The organism is Arthrobacter sp. Y3221157 (genome assembly GCF_059089865.1).
The window spans coordinates 1-20,834 of record NZ_JBNHFD010000069.1 but is presented as its reverse complement, the minus strand read 5'-3'; the positions used below and the strand labels follow the sequence as shown (position 1 = coordinate 20,834).

21 protein-coding genes are annotated in these 20,834 nt (G+C 66.7%); 3 read left to right on the top strand and 18 right to left on the bottom strand.

Annotated features, from left to right (window positions below; genetic code table 11):
- Positions 1-76: 76 nt before the first annotated feature.
- The 6 genes from priA to AC5RTT_RS15320 form a co-directional block, all read right to left on the bottom strand.
- A complete protein-coding gene (gene priA, locus AC5RTT_RS15345; RefSeq protein WP_494051589.1) occupies positions 77-823 on the bottom strand; it encodes a bifunctional 1-(5-phosphoribosyl)-5-((5-phosphoribosylamino)methylideneamino)imidazole-4-carboxamide isomerase/phosphoribosylanthranilate isomerase PriA in 747 nt (248 codons plus the stop codon).
- A 41-nt stretch (positions 824-864) separates the two neighbouring features.
- The gene (locus AC5RTT_RS15340) at positions 865-1,023 is read right to left on the bottom strand and encodes a hypothetical protein (protein WP_494010407.1); all 159 of its coding nucleotides are present in this window, start codon (positions 1,021-1,023) and stop codon (positions 865-867) included.
- Positions 1,024-1,788, bottom strand: a complete 765-nt coding sequence (hisH, locus tag AC5RTT_RS15335; protein WP_494123991.1) for an imidazole glycerol phosphate synthase subunit HisH — start codon at positions 1,786-1,788, stop codon at positions 1,024-1,026.
- Positions 1,785-2,411, bottom strand: coding sequence for an imidazoleglycerol-phosphate dehydratase HisB (gene hisB / locus AC5RTT_RS15330; RefSeq protein WP_133349866.1), 627 nt, complete (start codon positions 2,409-2,411; stop codon positions 1,785-1,787). The genes hisH and hisB overlap by 4 nt, the downstream gene beginning before the upstream one ends.
- Before the next feature lie 63 nt (positions 2,412-2,474).
- Complete coding sequence (locus tag AC5RTT_RS15325) at positions 2,475-3,593, bottom strand: histidinol-phosphate transaminase (RefSeq protein ID WP_494145922.1); 1,119 nt, start codon at positions 3,591-3,593, stop codon at positions 2,475-2,477.
- A gap of 113 nt (positions 3,594-3,706) precedes the next feature.
- Positions 3,707-4,120, bottom strand: coding sequence for a LysM peptidoglycan-binding domain-containing protein (locus AC5RTT_RS15320; protein ID WP_494145921.1), 414 nt, complete (start codon positions 4,118-4,120; stop codon positions 3,707-3,709).
- Positions 4,121-4,550: 430 nt separating this feature from the next.
- Between AC5RTT_RS15320 and lexA the strand changes: the two genes are divergently transcribed.
- Positions 4,551-5,285, top strand: coding sequence for a transcriptional repressor LexA (gene lexA, locus AC5RTT_RS15315; protein ID WP_494051585.1), 735 nt, complete (start codon positions 4,551-4,553; stop codon positions 5,283-5,285).
- Positions 5,286-5,355: 70 nt separating this feature from the next.
- On the opposite strand, the gene AC5RTT_RS15310 is transcribed toward lexA, so the two are convergent.
- Both AC5RTT_RS15310 and hflX read right to left on the bottom strand, forming a co-directional pair.
- Positions 5,356-7,413 (bottom strand): ATP-dependent DNA helicase, encoded by a 2,058-nt coding sequence (locus AC5RTT_RS15310; RefSeq protein ID WP_494145920.1) that lies wholly within the window; start codon positions 7,411-7,413, stop codon positions 5,356-5,358.
- Complete coding sequence (gene hflX, locus AC5RTT_RS15305; RefSeq protein ID WP_494145919.1) at positions 7,406-8,986, bottom strand: GTPase HflX; 1,581 nt, start codon at positions 8,984-8,986, stop codon at positions 7,406-7,408. Before hflX ends, AC5RTT_RS15310 begins: the two co-directional genes overlap by 8 nt.
- Before the next feature lie 446 nt (positions 8,987-9,432).
- On the opposite strand from hflX, the gene AC5RTT_RS15300 reads away from it, so the two are divergent.
- On the top strand, positions 9,433-10,047 hold the full coding sequence (locus tag AC5RTT_RS15300; protein WP_494145918.1) for a class I SAM-dependent methyltransferase: 615 nt from the start codon (positions 9,433-9,435) through the stop codon (positions 10,045-10,047).
- On the opposite strand, the gene dapF is transcribed toward AC5RTT_RS15300, so the two are convergent.
- The 6 genes from dapF to AC5RTT_RS15270 form a co-directional block, all read right to left on the bottom strand.
- Positions 10,028-10,972, bottom strand: coding sequence for a diaminopimelate epimerase (gene dapF, locus AC5RTT_RS15295; RefSeq protein WP_494145917.1), 945 nt, complete (start codon positions 10,970-10,972; stop codon positions 10,028-10,030). The two genes, AC5RTT_RS15300 and dapF, sit on opposite strands and share 20 nt — an antisense overlap.
- A 74-nt stretch (positions 10,973-11,046) precedes the next feature.
- A complete protein-coding gene (miaA, locus tag AC5RTT_RS15290; RefSeq protein ID WP_494145916.1) occupies positions 11,047-11,943 on the bottom strand; it encodes a tRNA (adenosine(37)-N6)-dimethylallyltransferase MiaA in 897 nt (298 codons plus the stop codon).
- 3 nt (positions 11,944-11,946) lie between these two features.
- Positions 11,947-13,506, bottom strand: a complete 1,560-nt coding sequence (gene miaB / locus AC5RTT_RS15285; protein ID WP_494145915.1) for a tRNA (N6-isopentenyl adenosine(37)-C2)-methylthiotransferase MiaB — start codon at positions 13,504-13,506, stop codon at positions 11,947-11,949.
- A gap of 41 nt (positions 13,507-13,547) precedes the next feature.
- Entirely contained in the window at positions 13,548-14,099 is a 552-nt protein-coding gene (locus AC5RTT_RS15280; protein ID WP_494145923.1) for a regulatory protein RecX, read from the bottom strand.
- A gap of 78 nt (positions 14,100-14,177) precedes the next feature.
- A complete protein-coding gene (recA, locus tag AC5RTT_RS15275; protein WP_494051578.1) occupies positions 14,178-15,233 on the bottom strand; it encodes a recombinase RecA in 1,056 nt (351 codons plus the stop codon).
- A gap of 210 nt (positions 15,234-15,443) precedes the next feature.
- A complete protein-coding gene (locus AC5RTT_RS15270) occupies positions 15,444-15,668 on the bottom strand; it encodes a DUF3046 domain-containing protein (RefSeq protein WP_009358653.1) in 225 nt (74 codons plus the stop codon).
- A gap of 41 nt (positions 15,669-15,709) precedes the next feature.
- On the opposite strand from AC5RTT_RS15270, the gene AC5RTT_RS15265 reads away from it, so the two are divergent.
- Complete coding sequence (locus tag AC5RTT_RS15265; protein WP_494145914.1) at positions 15,710-16,237, top strand: MarR family winged helix-turn-helix transcriptional regulator; 528 nt, start codon at positions 15,710-15,712, stop codon at positions 16,235-16,237.
- 101 nt (positions 16,238-16,338) lie between these two features.
- On the opposite strand, the gene AC5RTT_RS15260 is transcribed toward AC5RTT_RS15265, so the two are convergent.
- From AC5RTT_RS15260 to AC5RTT_RS15245, 4 genes are all read right to left on the bottom strand, one after another.
- Positions 16,339-16,791, bottom strand: coding sequence for a helix-turn-helix domain-containing protein (locus AC5RTT_RS15260; RefSeq protein ID WP_494010421.1), 453 nt, complete (start codon positions 16,789-16,791; stop codon positions 16,339-16,341).
- Positions 16,792-16,992: 201 nt separating this feature from the next.
- The gene (locus AC5RTT_RS15255; protein ID WP_494145913.1) at positions 16,993-17,472 is read right to left on the bottom strand and encodes a CinA family protein; all 480 of its coding nucleotides are present in this window, start codon (positions 17,470-17,472) and stop codon (positions 16,993-16,995) included.
- A complete protein-coding gene (gene pgsA, locus AC5RTT_RS15250; protein ID WP_494145912.1) occupies positions 17,469-18,113 on the bottom strand; it encodes a CDP-diacylglycerol--glycerol-3-phosphate 3-phosphatidyltransferase in 645 nt (214 codons plus the stop codon). Before pgsA ends, AC5RTT_RS15255 begins: the two co-directional genes overlap by 4 nt.
- 22 nt (positions 18,114-18,135) lie before the next feature.
- Positions 18,136-20,834: FtsK/SpoIIIE family DNA translocase (locus AC5RTT_RS15245; RefSeq protein WP_494145911.1), on the bottom strand; the 2,699-nt coding region annotated here is incomplete at its 5' end.

Genomic DNA, 20,834 nt, shown 5'->3' with positions numbered 1-20,834 from the left:
ATGTGCCCGGGCAGTTGGCGTGGCGGGGGTGTCCCTGGTTCGCTGGCCATACGGTTGCTTCCGTGCTGTCCGCGGCCTAGCGGCGGCCGGCGACGTCGAGGGCTTCGGGCAGCGTGAAGGCGCCCGCGTAGAGTGCCTTGCCCACAATGGCGCCTTCGACGCCGAGGGGAACCAGGGAGCGCAGCACCTTCAGGTCGTCCAGGCTGGAGATGCCGCCGGAGGCCACCACGGGCTTCCCCGTCTTCTCAACCATCTGGCGCAGCAGTTCGACGTTGGGACCCTGCAGCGTTCCGTCCTTGGTGACGTCCGTGACGACGTACCTTGCGCAACCGGCGTCCTCGAGCCGGTCCAGGACCTCCCAGAGGTCTCCGCCTTCCTTGGTCCAGCCACGCCCTGCGAGGGTGGTTCCGCGGACATCGAGGCCGACGGCGATTTTGTCGCCGAAGCGCTCGATGACCCGCCGGGTCCACTCAGGGTTTTCCAGCGCGGCGGTGCCGAGGTTGACGCGGGCTACGCCGAGGCCAAGGGCGGCCTCAAGCGATTCGTCGTCGCGCAGGCCGCCGGAGAGTTCCACCTTGATGTCCAGCCGGCCTACCACTTCCCGCAGCAGCTCGGCGTTGGACCCCCGACCAAAGGCCGCGTCCAGGTCCACCAGGTGCACCCATTCGGCACCCTGCTGCTGCCAGTTGGTGGCGGCCTCCAGAGGTGTGCCGTAACTCGTCTCGCTGCCCGCTTCCCCCTGGACCAGCCGGACGGCCTGCCCGTTCACGACGTCAACGGCGGGCAGCAGTTCAAGGACCGGCAGATCGTTTGCGGTGGTCATGTTCTTCCTCAGGGTTGGGTGCGGGGGTTGGCGGGGCGCGTTCAGGTTGCCGGCAGCGTCAGCAGGTAGGCGGCCAGCAGGGACATGCCCGCCAGGACGTAGAACGATATCTGTGTCCACAGCGGCTTGTGCTGCTGCCGGAAGGACAGGGCTCCGCCTACCAGCAGGCCGGCCAGCCCCATCAGGACAATGGACCACATCTAGGCAGGACCGCCGGCCGGGTCCGACTGGCTGCCGGAGGCAGGCTGGGCCGCGGGCCGGTGCAGGGCCTCCACCCAGTTCCGCAGCAGGCGCGCGCCGGCATCCCCCGACTTCTCGGGGTGGAACTGCGTGGCGCAAAGCGGCCCGTTTTCGACGGCGGCGATGAACGGGGCACCATGCTCGGACCAGGTGACCAGGGGCGGCGCCATGCGCGGCTGGATGACGTCGAAGTTCCATTCCTGCACACCGTAGGAATGCACGAAGTAGAAGCGTTCGTTCTCGACGCCCGCAAAGAGCTTCGAGCCTTCCGGTACCTTGACGGTGTTCCAGCCCATGTGCGGCACCACATCAGCGGGCAGGAGTTCCACCTTGCCGGGCCACTCCCCGATGCCTTCTGCCTCCGTGCCGTGTTCCACGCCTGCCTCGAAGAGCACCTGGAGGCCGACGCAGATACCGAGGACGGGCTTGCCCCCGGCAACCCGTCGTCCGATGAGGCGGATGCCGTCGACGGCCTTCAGTTCGCGCATGACGGTTTCGAAGGCGCCGACGCCGGGGACCACCAGGCCGTCAGCGTTCAGGACGTCCTCGGGCTTGGCGCTGAGCACTACCTCGGCGCCGGCCCGTTCCAAAGCACGCACGGCCGAGCGGACGTTCCCCGAACCGTAGTCCAGCACCGTGACGGTGGGCTTTCCTTCAGGGGAAGGCAGCTTCCGGCTGGCGGACGGATCGATAATTGCGCCGTCCTTCAGGACCTGGCCGCTCACAGGGCGCCCTTGGTGGAGGGGATGCCTTCCACCCGGGGGTCCGGTTCCACGGCTGCGCGCAGGGCGCGCGCAAACGCCTTGAACTGGGCCTCCACGATGTGGTGCGGGTCGCGGCCGGCGATGACGTTCATGTGCAGGCAGATGCCGGCGTGCAGGGTGATGGCCTCGAAGACGTGGCGGGTCAGGGAGCCAGTGAAGTGGCCGCCGATCAGGTGGTACTCCTGGCCCGCAGGCTCGCCGCCGTGCACAAGGTAGGGCCGGCCTGACACGTCCACGACGGCGTGGGCCAGTGCCTCGTCAAGGGGAACGGTGGCTTCGCCGAACCGGCGGATCCCCGCCTTGTTCCCCAGCGCGGTGCGCAGCACCTCACCGAACGTGATGGCGACGTCCTCCACGGTGTGGTGGACGTCGATGTGGATGTCCCCGGTGGCCTTGACCGTCATGTCGATGAGCGAGTGCTTGCAGAGCGCCGTGAGCATGTGGTCGTAGAAGGGCACGGACGTGTCGATGTCCGAGACGCCGGTACCGTCGAGGTTTATCTCCACGAGCACGGACGACTCACTGGTGGCGCGCTCCATGCGCGCGGTCCGGGCCGCGGCCGTGTTCGATCCGGTGGAACTCATGGTCAGGTGTCCTTTTTGCGGGAGAAGGAGTGTGGCACGGCGTCCAGCGCCGGTACTTCAAGTCTAGGCGGGAAGCGCGGCCTGGCTGGCAAGGATGCTTTCCAGGGCGGTGAGGAATGCTGTGGTTTCGGTCTCAGTTCCTGCCGTCACGCGGAGGTGGCCGGGGATCCCGACGTCGCGGATCAGCACGCCCGCGTCCAGCAGTTCCTGCCAGACCTGGCGGGGGTTCTCCAGGCCGCCGAAGAAGACGAAGTTGGAGTCCGAGGCTGCGGGCTTGAGTCCCAGCCGTGTCAGTTCGGTGACGATGCGGTCGCGCTGCTTCTTGATGTCTTCGACGTCGGCCATGAGGGCTTCGCGGTGCTGCAGGGCCGCCAGGGCTGTTGCCTGCGTGACGGCGGACAGGTGGTAAGGCAGGCGGACCAGGCGCAGGGCATCCGTGACTTCGGGGGCTGCCGCCATGTAGCCGAGGCGTGCACCCGCGAGGGCAAACGCCTTGCTCATGGTGCGGGAAACGATAAGCCGCTCCCGTCCGGGCAGGAGGGTCAATGCGCTGGGGGTGCCGTCGTGGGCGAACTCGTGGTAGGCCTCGTCCACAATGACGATGGTTTGGCTTGCTGCTCCGGCCTCGTAAACGGCTTCCACCACATCCAGCCCGAGACCGGTGCCGGTGGGGTTGTTGGGTGAGCAGAGGAAGACGATGTTGGGCTGGAGTTCCTTCACCTGGCGGGCCGCGGATTCGGCGCTCAGCCCGTAATCGTCAGCGCGTTCGCCCTTGATGTATTCGGTATCCGTTCCGCTGGCCAGCAGCGGATACATGGAATATGTGGGCGGGAAGCCAAGCGCCGTGCGGCCAGGACCGCCGAAAGCCTGGAGGATCTGCTGGAGCACTTCATTGGAACCGTTGGCGGCCCACAGGTTGGACTCGTCCAGTCCGTGGCCCAGGTACTCTGCCAGCGCCCGGCGGAGCTCGGTGAACTCCCTGTCCGGATACCGGTTAAGGCTGGTGGCGGCCTCGGCCACGGCTGCGGTGATGGCAGCCCGCACGTCGGCCGGAACGCCGTGCGAGTTTTCGTTGACGTTGAGGAGGATGGGGACATCCAGCTGGGGCGCCCCGTAGGGGGTCAGCCCGCGGAGGTTGCTGCGGAGGGGAAGCCGGTTCAGACGCTCTAGCTGGTCATTCACCTGAACAGTTTAGTGGCCGTCCCATAGACCGGAAAATGTGACAGCCGGGGTTCGCGCCGGGCGTGCGGCCTGCGGCAAGGCCGCACCCGGCGCGTGTTGGGGCGGATGCTGCCTCAGCTGGTGGGAACGTACAACTGCTGGCCGGGCAGGACCGCCCCTGCAGGGAGGTTGTTCAGCTGGACGATGTCAGCAACCACATCCCGGGCATCACGGTCGGGGGCGACAGTTCCAGCGATGGACCACAACGACTGTCCGGACTGGACTGTCACGGTCACCGTGGGGGTCACCGTGAGGTCTTCAGCAGTGTCGGAGGCCTTGGCCGGGGAGTTGAAGAACCCTGCCAGGAACAGCAGCAGTGCCGCCAGCAGCACGAGCGGGATACCGATCAGGACGATCTTTCCCCGCCGGGTCAGGCGAAGGGGAGGCAGGGTCGCCGGGCCCCCCGGGGTTCCGGGCGTGGCGTGCTGCAAAGCCTGCCGGGCAGGGACCCGCGGAGCGTTGGCCTGCGAAGCGGATATAGCTGACATGTCTGAGCCCTCCTGGACCATACTGTGCTGCCTGGGAACAACCGTGCTGTGTTGCCTGTAGTGCCGTTAGTGCCTCTAATGCCTTGGTGCGTTTACCGCCCCGGGGGGCCGGGACTGGCACCTCTCTGCTGTACAGGCTCCAGCACGCCCGGCACCACTGACATTCCGGCTTCGGTATTCGAACGTCTTTCGAATACTGCGCACTTGACTAGAACACATATTCGAACTTTTGCCTCTCCAGTTTTAGCACCTATCAACGAATAATGTCGAGACTCGCTAGAACAAATGTTTGAAAAAGCAATGTGGCTGGCCTAGCTTTGAAACAGGAAACAATCACCCTTGAAGTTGATCAGCAGGGTCTGACAAAAGGGCAAGTCACCCAGTCCGGAGCCTTGGAAAGCCCGGTGGCAACCGAAAGGCATTGGCGAATATGGCAGCAGCAGCCACCGGGGGCAGGGCAGCCTCGCAGCCGAAAAGGGCCGCGAAGGGGCTCACGCCGCGGCAGAAGAAAATTCTGGAAACCATCCAGCGCTCGGTCAATGAGAACGGCTACCCGCCCTCGATGCGCGAGATTGGCGACACTGTGGGTCTGGCCAGCCTGTCCAGCGTCACCCACCAGCTCTCACAACTGGAGAAGCTGGGCTACCTCCGGCGGGATCCGAAGCGGCCCCGGGCCATGGAGGTACTCACGCCTCTCACGCTGGACGGCGGACCCGCAAAGACCGGCGGTCCTTCGGTTTCACTGCCCCAGGATGCGGGTGCCACAGTAACGGAGCTGCCCACCGCAGTGGACACCGCCATGGTGCCACTGGTCGGGCGGATCGCCGCTGGCGGTCCCATCCTGGCCGACCAACTGGTGGAGGACGTCATGCCGCTCCCCCGCCAGCTGGTGGGACAGGGCGAGCTGTTCATGCTTCGGGTGGCGGGCGATTCCATGGTGGACGCCGCCATCTGCGACGGTGACTGGGTGGTGGTGCGGCGCCAGGCGGATGCCGCCAATGGCGATATCGTGGCGGCGCTCCTGGACGATGAGGCCACGGTAAAGACCTTCCGCCAGCGTGACGGCCATACCTGGCTGCTCCCGCAGAACACCCAGTACGAACCGATTCTTGGCGACCACGCCACCATCATGGGCAAAGTGGTCTCCGTCCTGCGCTCGCTCTAGGGAGAGCAGGACCAACAACTCCATAGTTCGAAAAAGACGGCACCTTCCCGGTTTGGGAGGGTGCCGTCTTTCAGTGGGCCTCCGCGGCAAGCCGCTCAAGGGCTGCGATCGCTGTCTTCCGGTCCGTCGTGGCCCAGAACGGGGGCAGCGCCCCCCGCAGGAACCCGGCGTAGCGCTCGGTGGCAAGGCGTGAATCCAGCACCGCCACCACTCCCTTGTCGCCGGTGGACCGGATCAGGCGGCCCGCCCCCTGGGCCAACCGGATGGCGGCATGGGTGGCGGACACCGACATGAACCCGTTGCCGCCTGCCTGCGCCACCGCACGGGACCGCGCCGTCATGAGGGGATCGTCGGGTCGCGGGAACGGGATGCGGTCGATGACCACCAGCCGGCACGATCCGCCGGGGACGTCTACTCCTTGCCACAGGGACATGGTTCCGAACAGGCACGTGTCCGGTTCGTCGGCGAATTGCTTGACCAGGGCCGTCATGGTGGAATCGCCCTGGCAAAGGACGGTCACACCGAGCTTGGGGCGAAGCGCCTCAGCTGCTTCCTCGGCGGCGCGCCGTGAGGAGAACAGGCAGAGCGCCCCACCGCCGGATGCGCGGATGAGCGCCTCCAGTTCGGCCAGCGATTCCGGCGATGCGCCCCGGCCCGGTTTGGGCAGGTGGCCGGCAACGTACAGGATGCCCTGCTTCGGGTAGTCGAAGGGCGAGCCCACGTCCACGCCGGTCCAGCTGGGGGCGCCGTCTCCCACCAGGCCGAGACCCCCGGCGGCGGGCTCGAACGCTGATCCGATGGCCAGGGTGGCGGATGTCAGGATCACGGTGTGATCGGCAAAGAGGCCCTCCCGCAGCCGGCCTGCCACGGACAGCGGCGCGATGTTGACCAGCACGGGCGCGGACTCGTCAGGCTGCGAATACCCCTGGCCGGGGTCGAAGGAACTGGCACGCGAGAACCACACCACTTCCCTGTTGTCCCGGGCCGCAAGCAGCCGCTCGCACAATTCCAGGATGAGCATCAGGCGGGACCGCGCAAGCTGCCTCCCGCCGTCGGGCGTCGTACTGCTGTCCCCCTTGGAATCGGACAGCGCCGCGCGGCAGGCCTCACGCAGCTGGTCGATGCAGTCCAGCTGTTCGTCGTTCAGGCCGTTGGGCAGCAGCCCGTTCGGCGCGCCCGCGAGGGCCAGTTCGAGGTTGGCGGCGGCGGCGTTGAGGGCGTCCACAGTGATGGCCGTGTGCTTCCGCGCGCTGGAGGCGGCGGCGTGGACCATGGCCACGGAGAGCTGGCCGGTGACGGCTCCCGTGACCCGGTCCTGCAGCTCGTGGGCCTCGTCCACCACCACAACGTCATACTCTGGCAGGACGGCCAGCCCTTCGAAGGCGCTGACAGCCAGCATGGCGTGGTTGGTGACCACGACGTCGGCCTCTGCCGCGTCCTGGCGTGCCAGCTCGCTGAAGCATTCCGCAGCCAGGGGGCACTTCTGTGAACCCAGGCATTCCATCGAGGTCACCGAGACCTGCCGCCAGGCGCGGTCGGTCACGCCGGGAAGGAGTTCGTCGCGGTCGCCAGTGGCGGTCTTCTCCGCCCACTCGCGCAGCCGCACTACCTCCTTGCCAAGCTGCGAGGCGGGACCGCCGACCGTTGCGGCAAAATGGGGAACACTGGTGTCCTCCCCCAGCGAAAACAACTGCCCCTCGGCGGGCTCCTCCGACGGGAACCCGCCTTCGAGCTTGTGCCGGCAGACGTAGTTGGAACGGCCCTTGACCAGTGCCACCTTCACCGGCCGGTCCAGGGCAGGAGTGATCGCCTTGAGGAGGCGGGGCAGGTCCCGGCCCACGATCTGTGTCTGCAGTGCCAGCGTGGCGGTGGAAACCAGGGCAGGCTTGTTGCTTTCAAGGGCGTGGGCAATCAGCGGAACCAGGTACGCGAGGGACTTGCCGGTGCCGGTTCCCGCCTGTACCAGCAGGTGGTTCCCCGTTTCGATGGCGCGCGCCACCTGCCTGGCCATTTCGTGCTGCCCGGTGCGGCTCTGCCCGCCCATGGCGGCAACGGCCCGGTCGAGCAGCTCGATGGCGAACTGCCCGCCGGCCGTGTCCGTGGCTTCGCCGGCCACGAGGTCAGTCATCCGCGACGAAGGGTTCCAGTTCGGCCGCCAAACCTTCCCGGACCATGACGACGGCCCGGGTACCTGCCTCGACGTGGTCCAGGCTGATGATTTCAGCGTCGGAGTCGTGCAGTTTGCTGAGCAGGTCGCCGCGGTTGTAGGGAAGGAGCAGTTCCATCTTGACGCTGGGCCGCGGGATGGATTCGCTGATTACGCGGAGCAGTTCCGCGATCCCCTCACCGGTACGCGCCGAAACCACCACATGGCGCGGCTCGCGCTGCTTAAGCCGCTCCACCACGAAGGGGTCCGCTGCGTCGGCCTTGTTCAGCACGATGATCTCCGGGATCTTGCGCGCATCCACCTCGCTGAAGACCTTGCGGACGGCAGCAATCTGGCCTTCGGGATCCGGGTGCGAGGCGTCCACTACGTGCAGGATGAGGTCGGCGTCAGCCACTTCCTCCAGCGTGGAACGGAAGGCCTCCACCAGTTGGGTGGGCAGGGACCGGACAAAACCGACCGTATCCGCCAGGGTGTACCCCAGACCGTCCGCCGTTTCTGCCTTGCGCACCGTGGGGTCCAGCGTGGCGAACAGGGCGTTTTCGACCAGCACGCCCGCGTCCGTCAGGCGGTTCAGCAGGGAAGACTTCCCGGCGTTGGTGTAACCGGCGATCGCCACGGAGGGAACGGCATTACGACGGCGGTTGGCGCGCTTGGTTTCGCGGGCCGGCTTCATCGCGGCGATTTCGCGCCGCAGCTTGGCCATGCGGGTGCGGATCCGCCGGCGGTCCAGTTCGATCTTCGTCTCGCCGGGGCCGCGGGAGCCCATGCCGGCCGCCGCACCGCCCACCTGGCCACCGGCCTGGCGGGACATCGACTCACCCCAGCCGCGGAGGCGGGGAAGCAGGTACTCGAGCTGCGCGAGCTCAACCTGCGCCTTGCCTTCCCGGCTCTTGGCGTGCTGGGCGAAGATGTCCAGGATCAGGGCAGTGCGGTCGATGACCTTGACCTTGACGATGTCTTCAAGCCCGCGCCGCTGGGACGGGGCAAGTTCGGCGTCGACGATCACGGTATCCGCGCCGGTGGACATCACAATGTCCTTGAGTTCCTGGGCCTTTCCGGAGCCCAGGAACGTGCCGGGATCCGGCTTGTCCCGGCGCTGCACCAGGCCGTCCAGCACCTCTGAACCTGCTGTCTCGGCAAGTGCCGCGAGCTCGCGGAGCGAGTTTTCGGCGTCGGCAAGGGTTCCCTCGGACCAGAGCCCGGCCAGGACCACGCGCTCCAGGCGCAGCTGGCGGTATTCGACTTCGGTGACGTCTTCCAGTTCGGTGGAGAGGCCGGCGGTGCGCCGTAGGGCGCGGCGTTCCTCAAGGTCCTGCTGGTCGCCGTCGAACGTGGTGTGCTCTTCGTCCAGGCGGGAGATGGCCTGTGCGGCACCCAGCACGGGCTTGCCGTTTCCGCGTTCTTCTCCGCGGGGCGTGCTGAGATTCCTGGCCGGTACGTCCTTGGAGAGAATCCGGTCGATCACAGCCTGGATTTCCGCAGGGCTCATGTCCTGGGCGGCTGGTTCGGATCCGGTGTTGGGCTGGCTGGTCATGGTCTCCTTTGAAGATTCGGCAGTTCCAGAATAGTGCCGATTGCTGGTCTGTGGGGAAGTATTCGCGCTGGGCTGACGGCCTGCGGTCATGCAGTTCTCCTGGGATGTTGGGCGCCGGCGGGCCGAAGGCGGCCGCGGGCGCGGGTGCCGCATCACGGAAGGCGGCGGAACGGGAACGTGCCGGAGAATCGGCGAATAGACCAGCGGATGCTGACTTTCGAGTATTGTCCGGCTGCCGGAACAGACTGTGGGTCTGGTCCGGTGCACAAGCGGAAGGTGATGAAAACCTGCGTCGCCGTGGGACTGGCCGTCGCTGGAGGACGGACTGCGGGACGGGCGGTGCCCGTACCGGCTACTCGAAGATCAGGAACATGCCCTCCACCCTAGCAGAGGCCCCGCGTCCGCAGTTTCCCTTTACGCTGCAAGGGGAACTACTCTGGCCAGTTATGGAGTCCGCACACTATTTCAGCGCATCCCCCGCCGGCCCCTTCACCAGAAAGCCCCTCACAGTAGAGCTCGCGGGCGAAACACGTAGGCTGCAGACTTCCAGCGGCATCTTCAGCCCTGACGGCATCGATAAGGGGACGGCGGTCCTCCTGGCTGAGGTTCCGGCGCCCGCGCCCACTGGCAATCTGCTGGACATCGGGTGCGGCTGGGGACCCATCGCGCTCACCATGGCGCTGCGTGCCCCGCACGCACATGTGTACGCCGTGGACGTGAACGAACGCTGCATCACGCTGACCAATGAAAATGCTGCCGCTCTCGGGCTGTCGAACGTTGTGGCCAGCACGCCCGAGGCAGTTGATCCGGACCTGAGGTTTGACACGATTTGGTCGAATCCGCCTATCAGGATCGGCAAGGACGAGCTTCACTCGCTGCTGAAACTGTGGCTGCCGCGGCTCGCGCCCGGTGGAGCTGCGTGGCTGGTGGTTCAGAAGAACCTGGGCTCGGATTCCCTCCAGCGCTGGCTCGCCGGGGAGCTGGACGATTCCTTCAGCGTGACCCGCGAGTCCACGTCCAAGTCCTTCCGCATCCTAAAGGTCAGGAAAGCGTCCCGGTAGCCACGATGACGGCCGGGCCGCTGAGTTCCACATGCTCGTGGCCGGCCGGTCCGGCGAAGAATTTCACGCCTACTACCCCGCCTGGCACGTGGACCCGCCAGGTGTCCGGAGCCTCTGCGCCGGCCCAGTGGCGGATGGCGACGGCGGCAGCACAGGCTCCCGTTCCGCAGGACTGGGTCTCGCCGACACCCCGCTCGTGGACGCGCATGGTGACTGAACCAACGCCGTCGTGGACGAGCGGTTCAGCCGGGACAACGAACTCCACGTTGGTGCCGTTGGCAGGAACGGGTTCGACGGTGGGTGCCGTGAAGAGCCGGGTCCCCGCGAGTTCGGAGAGTTCTGCGAGGGCCACAACGGTGTGCGGGTTGCCCATGCTGACGGACAGCGCGGGCCGCGGGACCTCCAGGCCGTCCGCGGTGACCAGCGAATCCATGGCTTTGGCTGTGGCTTTACCGGGGAAGATGAACTCCCAGGGGCCCATGTCCACGGCGTACTCGTCCCCGGTCCGGACCACCGTCTTGGCCCCGCCGCGGGTGCCGATGGTCAGCGCACCGCCGTCGGGAAGGTCAATCAGGCCTTCGGCCCGGAGAAAGTGGACGAAGACACGGACACCGTTGCCACACATCTCGGACAGGGAGCCGTCGGCGTTCCGGTAGTCCATGAACCATTCGGCCTCAGGGACCGTGGCCAGCAGGTCGCGGCCTTCGGGGAGCAGGCGGGAGGGAACCGCGCGGATCAGGCCGTCTCCGCCGATGCCGCGGTGCCGGTCGCACAGGCCGGCCACCTGGCCCGCGGTGATGGTGTGCTCACCCTCGGGATCGGCCACCAGGACAAAGTCGTTGCCAGTGCCGTGCCCCTTCGAAAAGCGCAGCCCGCCCAGCGTGCGGAAGGCGGGGCCGGTGGTCTCTGCGAGGGTTGCGTCCATGCTTCCAAGGTTACCGGCCGGCCGCGGCAGGCCCGAAACCGGCTGCCCGGCACTGAAGCGCCGGCTGGAACCCGTCAGCGGCAGAGGTCCGCGGCACGCTCCACCAGTTGCGGGTCCTGCCAGTCCAGCCAGCTGATCCGGGGGTCCGCCCCGAACCAGGTGAGCTGGCGGCGGGCGAACTGGCGGGTGGCCACGATGGTGCTTTCCGCGGCCTCTGCGACGGTCGCTTCACCGTCGATGACCTGCAGGAACTGGGAGTAGCCGAGGGCGCGGGATGCTGTCTTGCCGTGGCGGAGGCCCTGGGCGTCCAGCCGGCGGACTTCGGCCAGCAGCCCTTTGTCCACCATGGCGTGCACCCGCAGGGCCAGGCGTTCCCGGAGTATGTCCCGGTCCACCGCGAGGCCCACCTGCACGGCTGGGTGGACGTACTCGCGGCGGGGCATGAAGGAGCTGAAAGGGCGGCCGGTGAGCTGGTGGACTTCCAGTGCCCGGATGATGCGCCGGTCATCGGAGAGCCGGCCTGCCGAGACCGGGTCCACGGCCCGCAGCCTGGCCAGCATGGCTGCGGTGCCGGTGGCGGCAAGGTCCGCTTCGAGCTGCTGCCTCAGCTGGGGGTCGGTGCCCGGAAAGTCCAGGACATCCAGCGCGGCCCGGACGTAGAGCCCGGACCCGCCGGCCAGGATGGCCCGTTTTCCGCGGGCATGGATTTCGTCGATGAGCTGCCGGGCCTGCTGCTGGAAGTCCGAGACGCTCGCTTCCTGCGTCACGTCCAGGATGTCCAGGAGATGGTGCCGGACTCCCCTGCGCTCCGGCATGGAGATTTTTGCCGTTCCGATGTCCATGCCGCGGTAGAACTGCATGGCGTCAGCGTTGATGACTTCGCCGTCCAGCTCCAGGGCAAGGCTGACGGCGAGGTCCGATTTGCCGGAACCGGTGGGACCGACGACGGCGATGACTGGCGGAGTGCCCACCTGTCAGGGAGTGCGCAGCGGCAGTGAGGGCATGCCCAGGGAGACGCCCTTGCGGCCCGCGCCCGCAGCCGGTGCCGGGGCGCCGCAGGAGTCTGCCTGCGACCTGTCCCAGGCGTCACCGGCCCGTGAGCGCCGCAGGCTGTAGTCCTCCGGCGTGGGGTCCGCGACCAGGTGGAAGGCGGCAGCCTCGGTGATGGTGACCGTAACGAGGTCTCCCGGGCGTGGTGCGGGCGCACCGTCCGGAACGGAAAAATGCACCAGGCGCTGGTCCTGGGACCGGCCGGACAGCCGGTGGGTTTCTTCCGCCTTGCGGCCGGACTGGGCGGTGACCATCACTTCCACGCGGCGGCCCAGCTGCTTGCGGTTCTCCTCGGCGGCGATCCGATCCTGCAACGCGGTGAGCCGTTCGAACCGCTCCTGCACAACGGCCTTCGGCAGCTGGTCGGGCAGGTCGGCGGCCGGGGTGCCGGGGCGTTTGGAGTACTGGAAAGTGAAGGCTGTGGCGAACCGCGATTGTTCCACGACGTCCAGGGTGGCCTGGAAGTCTTCCTCGGTTTCGCCCGGAAATCCGACGATGATGTCCGTCGAGATGGCCGCATGCGGGATCTTTTCCCGGACCTTGTCCAGGATGCCCAGGAACTTCGTGGACCGGTACGAGCGCTTCATGGCCCGGAGGATGCTGTCCGAACCGGACTGCAGCGGCATGTGCAGCTGCGGCATGACGTTGGATGTTTCCGCCATGGCATCGATCACGTCGTCGGTGAAAGCTGCGGGGTGGGGGCTGGTGAAGCGGACGCGTTCCAGGCCCTCGATCTGGCCGCAGGCGCGCAGGAGCTTGGAGAATGCCTGCCGGTCACCGAATTCCACGCCGTAGGAGTTGACGTTTTGGCCCAGCAGCGTGACTTCGATGGCACCGTCGTCCACGAGTGCCTGGATCTCCGCGAGGATGTCCCCGGGACGGCGGTCCTTCTCCTTGCCGCGAAGCGCCGGGACGATGCAGAACGTGCACGTGTTGTTGCAGCCCACGGAGATGGAGACCCACCCGGAGTAGACAGAGTCGCGCTTGGTGGGAAGCGTGGACGGGAACACGTCCAGGGATTCCAGGATCTCCAGCTGCGCCTCGTTGTTGTGCCGGGCGCGGTCCAGCAGCGCGGGCAGGGCGCCGACGTTGTGGGTTCCGAAGACGGCGTCCACCCAGGGCGCCTTCTTCAGGATGGTTTCGCGGTCCTTCTGGGCCAGGCACCCTCCCACCGCGATCTGCATGCCGGGATTGGCGGCCTTGACCGGCGCCAGGATCCCGAGGTTGCCGTAGAGCTTGTTGTCGGCGTTTTCCCGGACGGCACAGGTGTTGAATACCACCACGTCCGCCTGCTCGCCGTCAGCAGCAACATAGCCTGCATCCTCGAGCATGCCCGCCATGCGCTCGGAGTCGTGCACGTTCATCTGGCAGCCGAAAGTGCGCACCTGGTAGGTGCGTGCCTTGGGCGCTGCGTCGTGCGGCAGGGACCCGGCCTCTTCGGAGGGCTGGGCACCGGAAAAGGAGGAAGGAATGGTCAAACTCACCTATTAAGGGTACCGGCTGTTACAAGTACGGTTTCGTGGCCCTAGTCGGGGTCCGGGGCTCCGCGGGCTTCGAGGACCTCGTTCACGATCCGGAACGCCTGGGAAGGCTGGTAGCCCTTGCGGGCAAGCATGGACGCGAGGCGACGGACCGCCTTGTCGCGTTCGGCGCGGTCTGTCAGGTCCGTTCCCGGCCGGATCTTCCGCTCCACCAGGGATCGGGCGGCAGCCTCTTCGTCGGCGTCCGTCAGCTGCTCCAGTGCGGCGGTGGCCGTGTCCAGGTCGATGCCCTTTTCAGTGAGCTCACGCCGGAGCGCACCCCTGGCCAGTTTCCGGGACTGGGAACGGCTGCGGACCCACATATCGGCGAATTCGGCGTCGTCGATGAGCCGGACTTCCTGGAACCTGTCCAGTACTGCCTCTGCGATGTGTTCGGGAATGTTCCGTTCGGCCAGTTTGCGTGCGAGTTGAAGCCGGCTCTTGGCAGAGGCTGTCAGCTGCCGGTAGACGATGGCCTGTGCGACGGACACTGGATCGGGCTCGGGATCGCCGAAATGGGGTGCGTGGGGGTCGCCGGGCCCGCCCTGCTCCCCCAGTGAAGGGGGTGCCTGGCGGGCCCGCCGCGGGCGGTCCCCGCTGCTGCGTGGCCGCTCCTGTTCAAATCCGGCCAACTGCTAGAACCCGTCGACTGCCTTCAGTTTCGGGGAGTCCTTGGACTCCGCCTCCGCCGGCTTCACGCCAACGCCGAGCTTTTCCTTAATCAGCCGCTCAAGTTCGGCTGCCAGCTCCGGGTTGTCACGGAGGAACCGGCGGGAGTTCTCCATGCCCTGGCCCAACTGGTCGCCATCGTAAGTGAACCAGGAGCCGGACTTCTTGATAATGCCGTGCTCCACGCCCATGTCGATGATGCCGCCCTCGCGGGAAATGCCCTGGCCGTAGATGATGTCGAACTCGGCAACCTTGAAGGGCGGGGCCATCTTGTTCTTGACGATCTTGGCCTTGGTCCGGTTGCCCACCGAATCCGCGCCTTCCTTAAGGGTCTGGATGCGGCGTACGTCAATGCGGACAGAGGCGTAGAACTTCAGGGCCTTACCACCGGTGGTGGTTTCCGGCGAGCCGAAGAAGACACCGATCTTTTCGCGCAACTGGTTGATGAAGATGGCGGTAGTCTTGGTCTGGCTCAGCCGGCCGGTGATCTTACGCAGGGCCTGGCTCATGAGCCGGGCCTGCAGGCCGACGTGGCTGTCGCCCATGTCGCCTTCGATTTCCGCTCGCGGCACCAGGGCGGCCACGGAGTCGATGACGATGACGTCCAGCGAGCCGGATCCGACCAGCATGTCCATGATCTCCAGCGCCTGCTCACCGGTGTCCGGCTGGGAGACCAAGAGTGCATCGGTGTCCACGCCGAGCTTCGCGGCATAGTCCGGGTCCAGGGCGTGCTCGGCGTCGATGAAGGCTGCGATGCCGCCGGCGCGCTGGGCGTTGGCCACTGCGTGCAGGGCGACGGTGGTCTTACCGGAGGATTCCGGCCCGTAGATCTCGATCACGCGGCCGCGCGGCAGTCCGCCGATTCCCAGGGCGACGTCCAGGGCGATGGATCCAGTGGGGATCACTTCGATGGGCGCACGGACTTCATCGCCCAGGCGCATGACCGAGCCCTTGCCGAATTGCTTGTCAATCTGGGCCAGCGCTGCTTCCAGCGCTTTTGCACGATCCGGGGCTGCCGCCATGGTTGACACCTCTAATGCTTTCTCGATGGTGGCCTTCGCGGCCGTTTATTGGTCATCTCTGACGCTAGGGGGACCCACTGACATTCCGGCCGGGTAATGGCGGCTATGTGGATAACCCGTTACGAAAAAGCATAGCTTTATCCGAACAGGTATTCGAACAGCCTGGCGGCGTGTCAGGGGAAAATACCGGCGGTTACCGAGGCTGAGCAGTCAGTCCCGCAGCGGCTTGATGTCGCGGCCCAGCCGGCGTTCGGCAGGAACGTCCTGGACGTCGCAGACGGCCAGCCATACCTTGCGCGGTTCGATTCCGGCAGCGAGTGCCTGGTCAGCGGTCCTGCCGCCAACGCCCGCCAGGACCAGGGTGCTGCTCAGCACGCGGGAGTAGCCTGCGCCGAACTCGTCATCCATCAGCCGCCAGTAGTCACTGAGTCGCATCAGAAAATTCTCTCACGGCGACGGACCTTAGAATTGTTGCCATGAGCAACTCCCCCGACGCCCTGCCGAACCACGGCGCCGACGCCACCACAGATGCTGCGCTGAACAACGTTGAACACCAGCTCACCCTCCTGTGGCGGCGGGGCCGGGCCATCACCAACCAGTTGTCCCGGCAGGTGCACCCGGACATGGAGCCCGCAGCCTACGGCCTGCTGACCGTGATCCGTCGCGAGGGCCCTATCCGCCTGACTGAACTGGCCATGAGCATCGGAGTGGGAAAGCCGTCGGTGAGCCGGCAGATTGCGTTCCTGGAGAGCATCGGCCTGGTGTCCAAGGAAGCGGACCCGCTCGACGGGCGCGCCCAATCAATCCGGCTGACGCCGAAGGGCGAGGCGAAGATGCACCAGGTGCAGGATGCCCGGCGGCAGGTCTTCCGGGAGCGGCTCGGCGAGTGGCCGGTCCAGGACCTGGAGGAACTGGCTCGGTACATGGCCAAGCTGAACGCCATGTACGAGAGGGACGGCTTCCCGAAGGACGCTCCCGGCCCAGCAGCCGGTCAGGAAGGCTGACGGAACCCCCTGTACGGGTTTGCACGTGAACGACGGAAGCCCCCGGCCTGTGGCCGGGGGCTTCACAACAATCCAAGGCCCACCAACGGGTGGGGCTGCCCTTAGCGGGCGCCGGAGAGCAGACCGTCGGAAAGTTCGCCGTTAAGTTCAGTGTCGAGGTCGCGCTCAAGGTCGCGGCCGTAACGCTGCGAGAATTCCTGCGGAACGGTGTCCGGCACGGTGACGCCTTCGGCCACTGCAACGCGGTCGCTCACCTCGCGGAGCATGCTGGACAACGGAACGTCCAGTGCCGAGCAGATCGAGGACAACAATTCCGATGACGCTTCCTTCTGGCCGCGCTCCACTTCGCTGAGGTATCCAAGGGAGACACGGGCGCTGTGCGAAACTTCACGGAGCGTACGCCCCTGACGCTGGCGGACATCGCGCAGGACATCACCAATTTCGTGACGAAGTACAACCATCTTGCGCTCCTTCTGTTCGCTCTTACCCTGATCGGCGAGGCCCACATCCTTCCAGCGGACAACGCCGTTTACGGATACGGGCTGCTTTACCATCTGTATCGCCTTGCTCCCTCATTGGTCCGGTCCGCCCTGAGGCGAACCGTCGTGGTCATTTCATCCTAGGCGCCTCCGCTCTTCGGAAGCGACACAATGTAATAACTAATCGGTACCGGCTTTTGTTCCCCGTAACTTTACGTCCGGTAACTTGGCCTGTTCCAATGGCATGGCACTGGGCCGCCTTGGAAGGCGGCCGCCTCAGCCGGACAGCGCTTCGAGGAGCCGTTCGAGGGCCGCCCCACACGCCAGTCCGCGGATTTCCGCGCGGTTTCCCTCGAACGAATATTCAAAGGCCGTTGTTCCGGCAGCGGTGGCCACCCCCACGTATACCGTGCCCACCGGCTTCCCGTCATGCCCGTCCGGCCCCGCAACACCGGTAGTGGCAAGGCCCACATGCGCGTCCAGTACGGTCCGTGCACCTTCGGCCATGGCGCGGGCCACGTCCCCGTCCACGGAACCGGCCCGGGCCAACAGGTCGGACGGGACCTTGAGGACGGACTCCTTTACGGAGTTCTGGTAGGCGACCACGCCCCCCTGCAGCATTCCGGACGCACCTGGCGTATCCGCCAGGACAGCCGTCACCATGCCTGCGGTCAGTGATTCCGCAGTGGCTACTGTGCGCCCCTCTTCGAGTGCCTGCCGGACTGCCTGCGCCGCGAGGTGATGGAGGTTGGTCATGGCTTTTCCTGTCCAAGGTTGGCGCGGGCCTGCTTCCTGCCCCGGGACCGGAGGCGGAGCGCTTGAACGACATACTCGACGCCGGTCCAGACCGTGATGGCCACGGCCGCCATCATCACGGCGAAAGCAACCCAGGCCAGCCAGGGCGCGAAGGCCCCCAGCGGCAGGAGGTAGAGGAAGATGGCGGCGGTCTGCACCACGGTCTTGAGCTTGCCCCCGCGCGATGCGGGGATCACGCCGTAGCGGATCACGAAGAACCGCAGCCCGGTAATCCCCCACTCCCGGACCAGGATTACGAGCGTTGCCCACCATGGCAGCTCGCCAAGGAGGGACAGCATGACCAGCGCCGAGCCGGTGAGCAGCTTGTCGGCGATGGGATCGGCGATCTTGCCGAAATCGGTGACGAGGTTCCGGCTCCTGGCGATGTCGCCGTCGAGCTTGTCTGTGTAGATCGCGACGGCGAACGCCAGCACCGCCGCCCAGCGCCACAGCCCGGACTCGCTGCGGAGTCCTGGCGCGTCGGCGACCAGGAACCAGACGAAGAACGGCACCAGCGCGATGCGGATCATGGTCAGGACGTTGGGAAGGTTCCAGACCCCGGCACGGCCAGGGCCGGCGGCGGTTGCATCGGTGCTAGTCACTTGTCTAGGCTACATTCCCCGGCTAGCGCCCGGTGAGGGACCAGGCGTCTTCGGACCCGCCGTCGTCATCGCCGTAGCCTGCCGGCGCGGTATCGGAGCCGTCGTAATATTCAGCCTTCTGCTTCCGCTGGTCCAGGTCCTCGGCCACCAGGTCCTCGGCGTAGCCGCCCTGGGCGATGTTTGCGTTGGCGTTGTCACTGAGGGCGGCAGTCTGGGAGTCTGCGGCGGCAGGAGTCTCCTGTCCCTTCAGGGCCGCCAGCACTGCGGCGAGGTCGTCCGGCTTCACCAGGACGTCGCGGGCCTTGGAGCCTTCAGACGGGCCCACCACTCCCCTGGATTCCAGCAGGTCCATGAGGCGGCCCGCCTTGGCGAAACCGACACGGAGCTTGCGCTGAAGCATGGACGTGGAGCCGAACTGGGTGGTGACCACGAGTTCGGTGGCCTGCAGCAGCACCTCGAGGTCGTCTCCGATGTCGTCGTCGATCTGCTTCTTTTCCGCCTCGGGGGCAACGTCGTCGCGGTACACGGCCTGCAGCTGTGTCTTGACGTGTTCCACCACCTTGTGGATCTCGGATTCGGAGACCCAGGCGCCCTGGACGCGCATGGCCTTGGAGGCGCCCATGGGCAGGAACAGCGCGTCGCCCTGGCCGATGAGCTTCTCCGCGCCGGGCTGGTCCAGCACCACGCGGGAGTCCGTGACGGACGAGGTTGCGAAGGCCATGCGGGAGGGCACGTTGGCCTTGATGAGGCCGGTCACCACGTCCACGGACGGACGCTGGGTGGCCAGGACCAGGTGGATGCCGGCGGCGCGGGCCAGCTGGGTGATGCGGACGATCGAGTCTTCCACGTCCCGCGGTGCCACCATCATGAGGTCCGCGAGCTCGTCCACGATCACCAGCAGGTAGGGGTAGGGCCGGATGACGCGCTTGGAGTCCGGCGGCGGCAGGACCTTGCCCGCACGGACGGCCTTGTTGAAGTCGTCGATGTGCTTGAACCCGTAGTTGGCGAGGTCGTCGTAGCGGGCGTCCATCTCGCGCACCACCCATTGGAGTGCCTCGGCGGCCTTCTTCGGGTTGGTGATGATAGGGGTGATGAGGTGGGGTACGCCCTCGTAGGCGGTCAGTTCCACGCGCTTGGGGTCCACCATCACCATTCGGACCTCGTCCGGGGTGGCCCGCATAAGAATGGACGTGATCATGGAGTTCACGAAGGACGACTTGCCGGCACCGGTGGCGCCCGCCACCAGCAGGTGGGGCATTTTCGCGAGGTTGGCCACCACATAGCCGCCCTCCACGTCCTTGCCCACGCCCATCACCATGGGGTGGTCGGTGCGCCGGGCGTTCTGGCTGCGGAGGACGTCGCCCAGGGAGACGGTTTCACGGTCCGTGTTGGGGATCTCGATGCCGATGGCGGACTTGCCGGGGATCGGGCTCAGGATCCGCACGTCGCTGGAGGCGACTGCGTAGGAGATGTTCTTGGACAAGGCGGTGACCCGCTCCACCTTGGTGCCTGGCGCCAGCTCGATCTCGTAGCGGGTGACGGTGGGGCCGCGGCTGAAGCCGGTGACGGTGGCGTCCACGTTGAACTGCTGGAGGGTGTCGGTGAGGGCTGCCACGACGGCGTCATTGGCTTCCGTGCGCTCCTTGGGAATGGAGCCGGGTGTCAGGAAGTCCGACGCCGGAAGCGTGTACGTCACATCCCCGGCCAAGGACAGCTGTTCCGTGCGCTGTGGAATCGGGGTGGGTGGCGGCGCAGGCGCCACCGGGGTGGAGGGAACCTGGGGAGCGTCCGCGGGTGCCGGCGCAGCACCGGCCGCCATGCCCGGGGTAATCATCGGGATGGCTTCGGTGGCATCCGCGGGAGCTGCAGCGCCGGCCGCAGCCAGGCCCTGGGCGGCCTTGATTTTCTCGACGGCGATCTCGGCCTGCGTGGGCCGGCGGACGCCGGGGGCGGGGCGCGGAGCCGGGGAATCGTCGTCGTCGTCGATCACGGCGTGTTCGAACGCTTCGTCGCCCACGTAGCCGTCGAGGCCGGCGTCTGGCTCCTCGTCCTTGCCGAAGAGGCGCCGTTTCTTCTTCTTGGGCGCAGCCGGCGCCGGGCGTTCAAGGTAGCTGCGGTCGTGCTTGTCCTGCTGGTCCTGGTCCATCAGGTCGATGCCCATGAGGTGCTCGTAGGCACCGCGCAGCCGCCGGGGGATGGCGGTGAAAGGCGTGGCGGTGATGATCAGCAGCGATACGAATGCCAGGAGCCCGTAGAGGACCAGCGGCACGGCCAGGTGGATGGCTGCCAGCGGGGTGGCTGCCAGGAAACCGAGCATGCCGCCCGCCTGGCGCAGGCCATCGAAACCCTGCGCCACCGTCGGCTGCCCGCCCAGGACGTGGGCAAGCCCGCAGCCGGCGAAGGTCATGATGAGGAAGCCAATGCCCACCCTGTTGTTGCCGCGGCCGTCGGTGGGCTGGCGGAAGAGCCTGAAGGCGCAGGCGAAGAGCATCAGCGGGAGCAGCAGGGACATCCAGCCGAAGGTGCCGTTGACCACGGCATGGACGGCATCCGGGAACCAGCCGGTCAGCCCCCACCAGGCAAAGGTGGCGATGAAGACGCCGAGGGCAAGGTTGAACAGGGCTGCGCCGTCGCGCCGCTCTTCGGGGGGGAGGTCGCTGACGTCGTGGCCGATCCGCCGCACTCCCCCGCCCACCAGGTGGCCCACGCCCAGCCACGCGC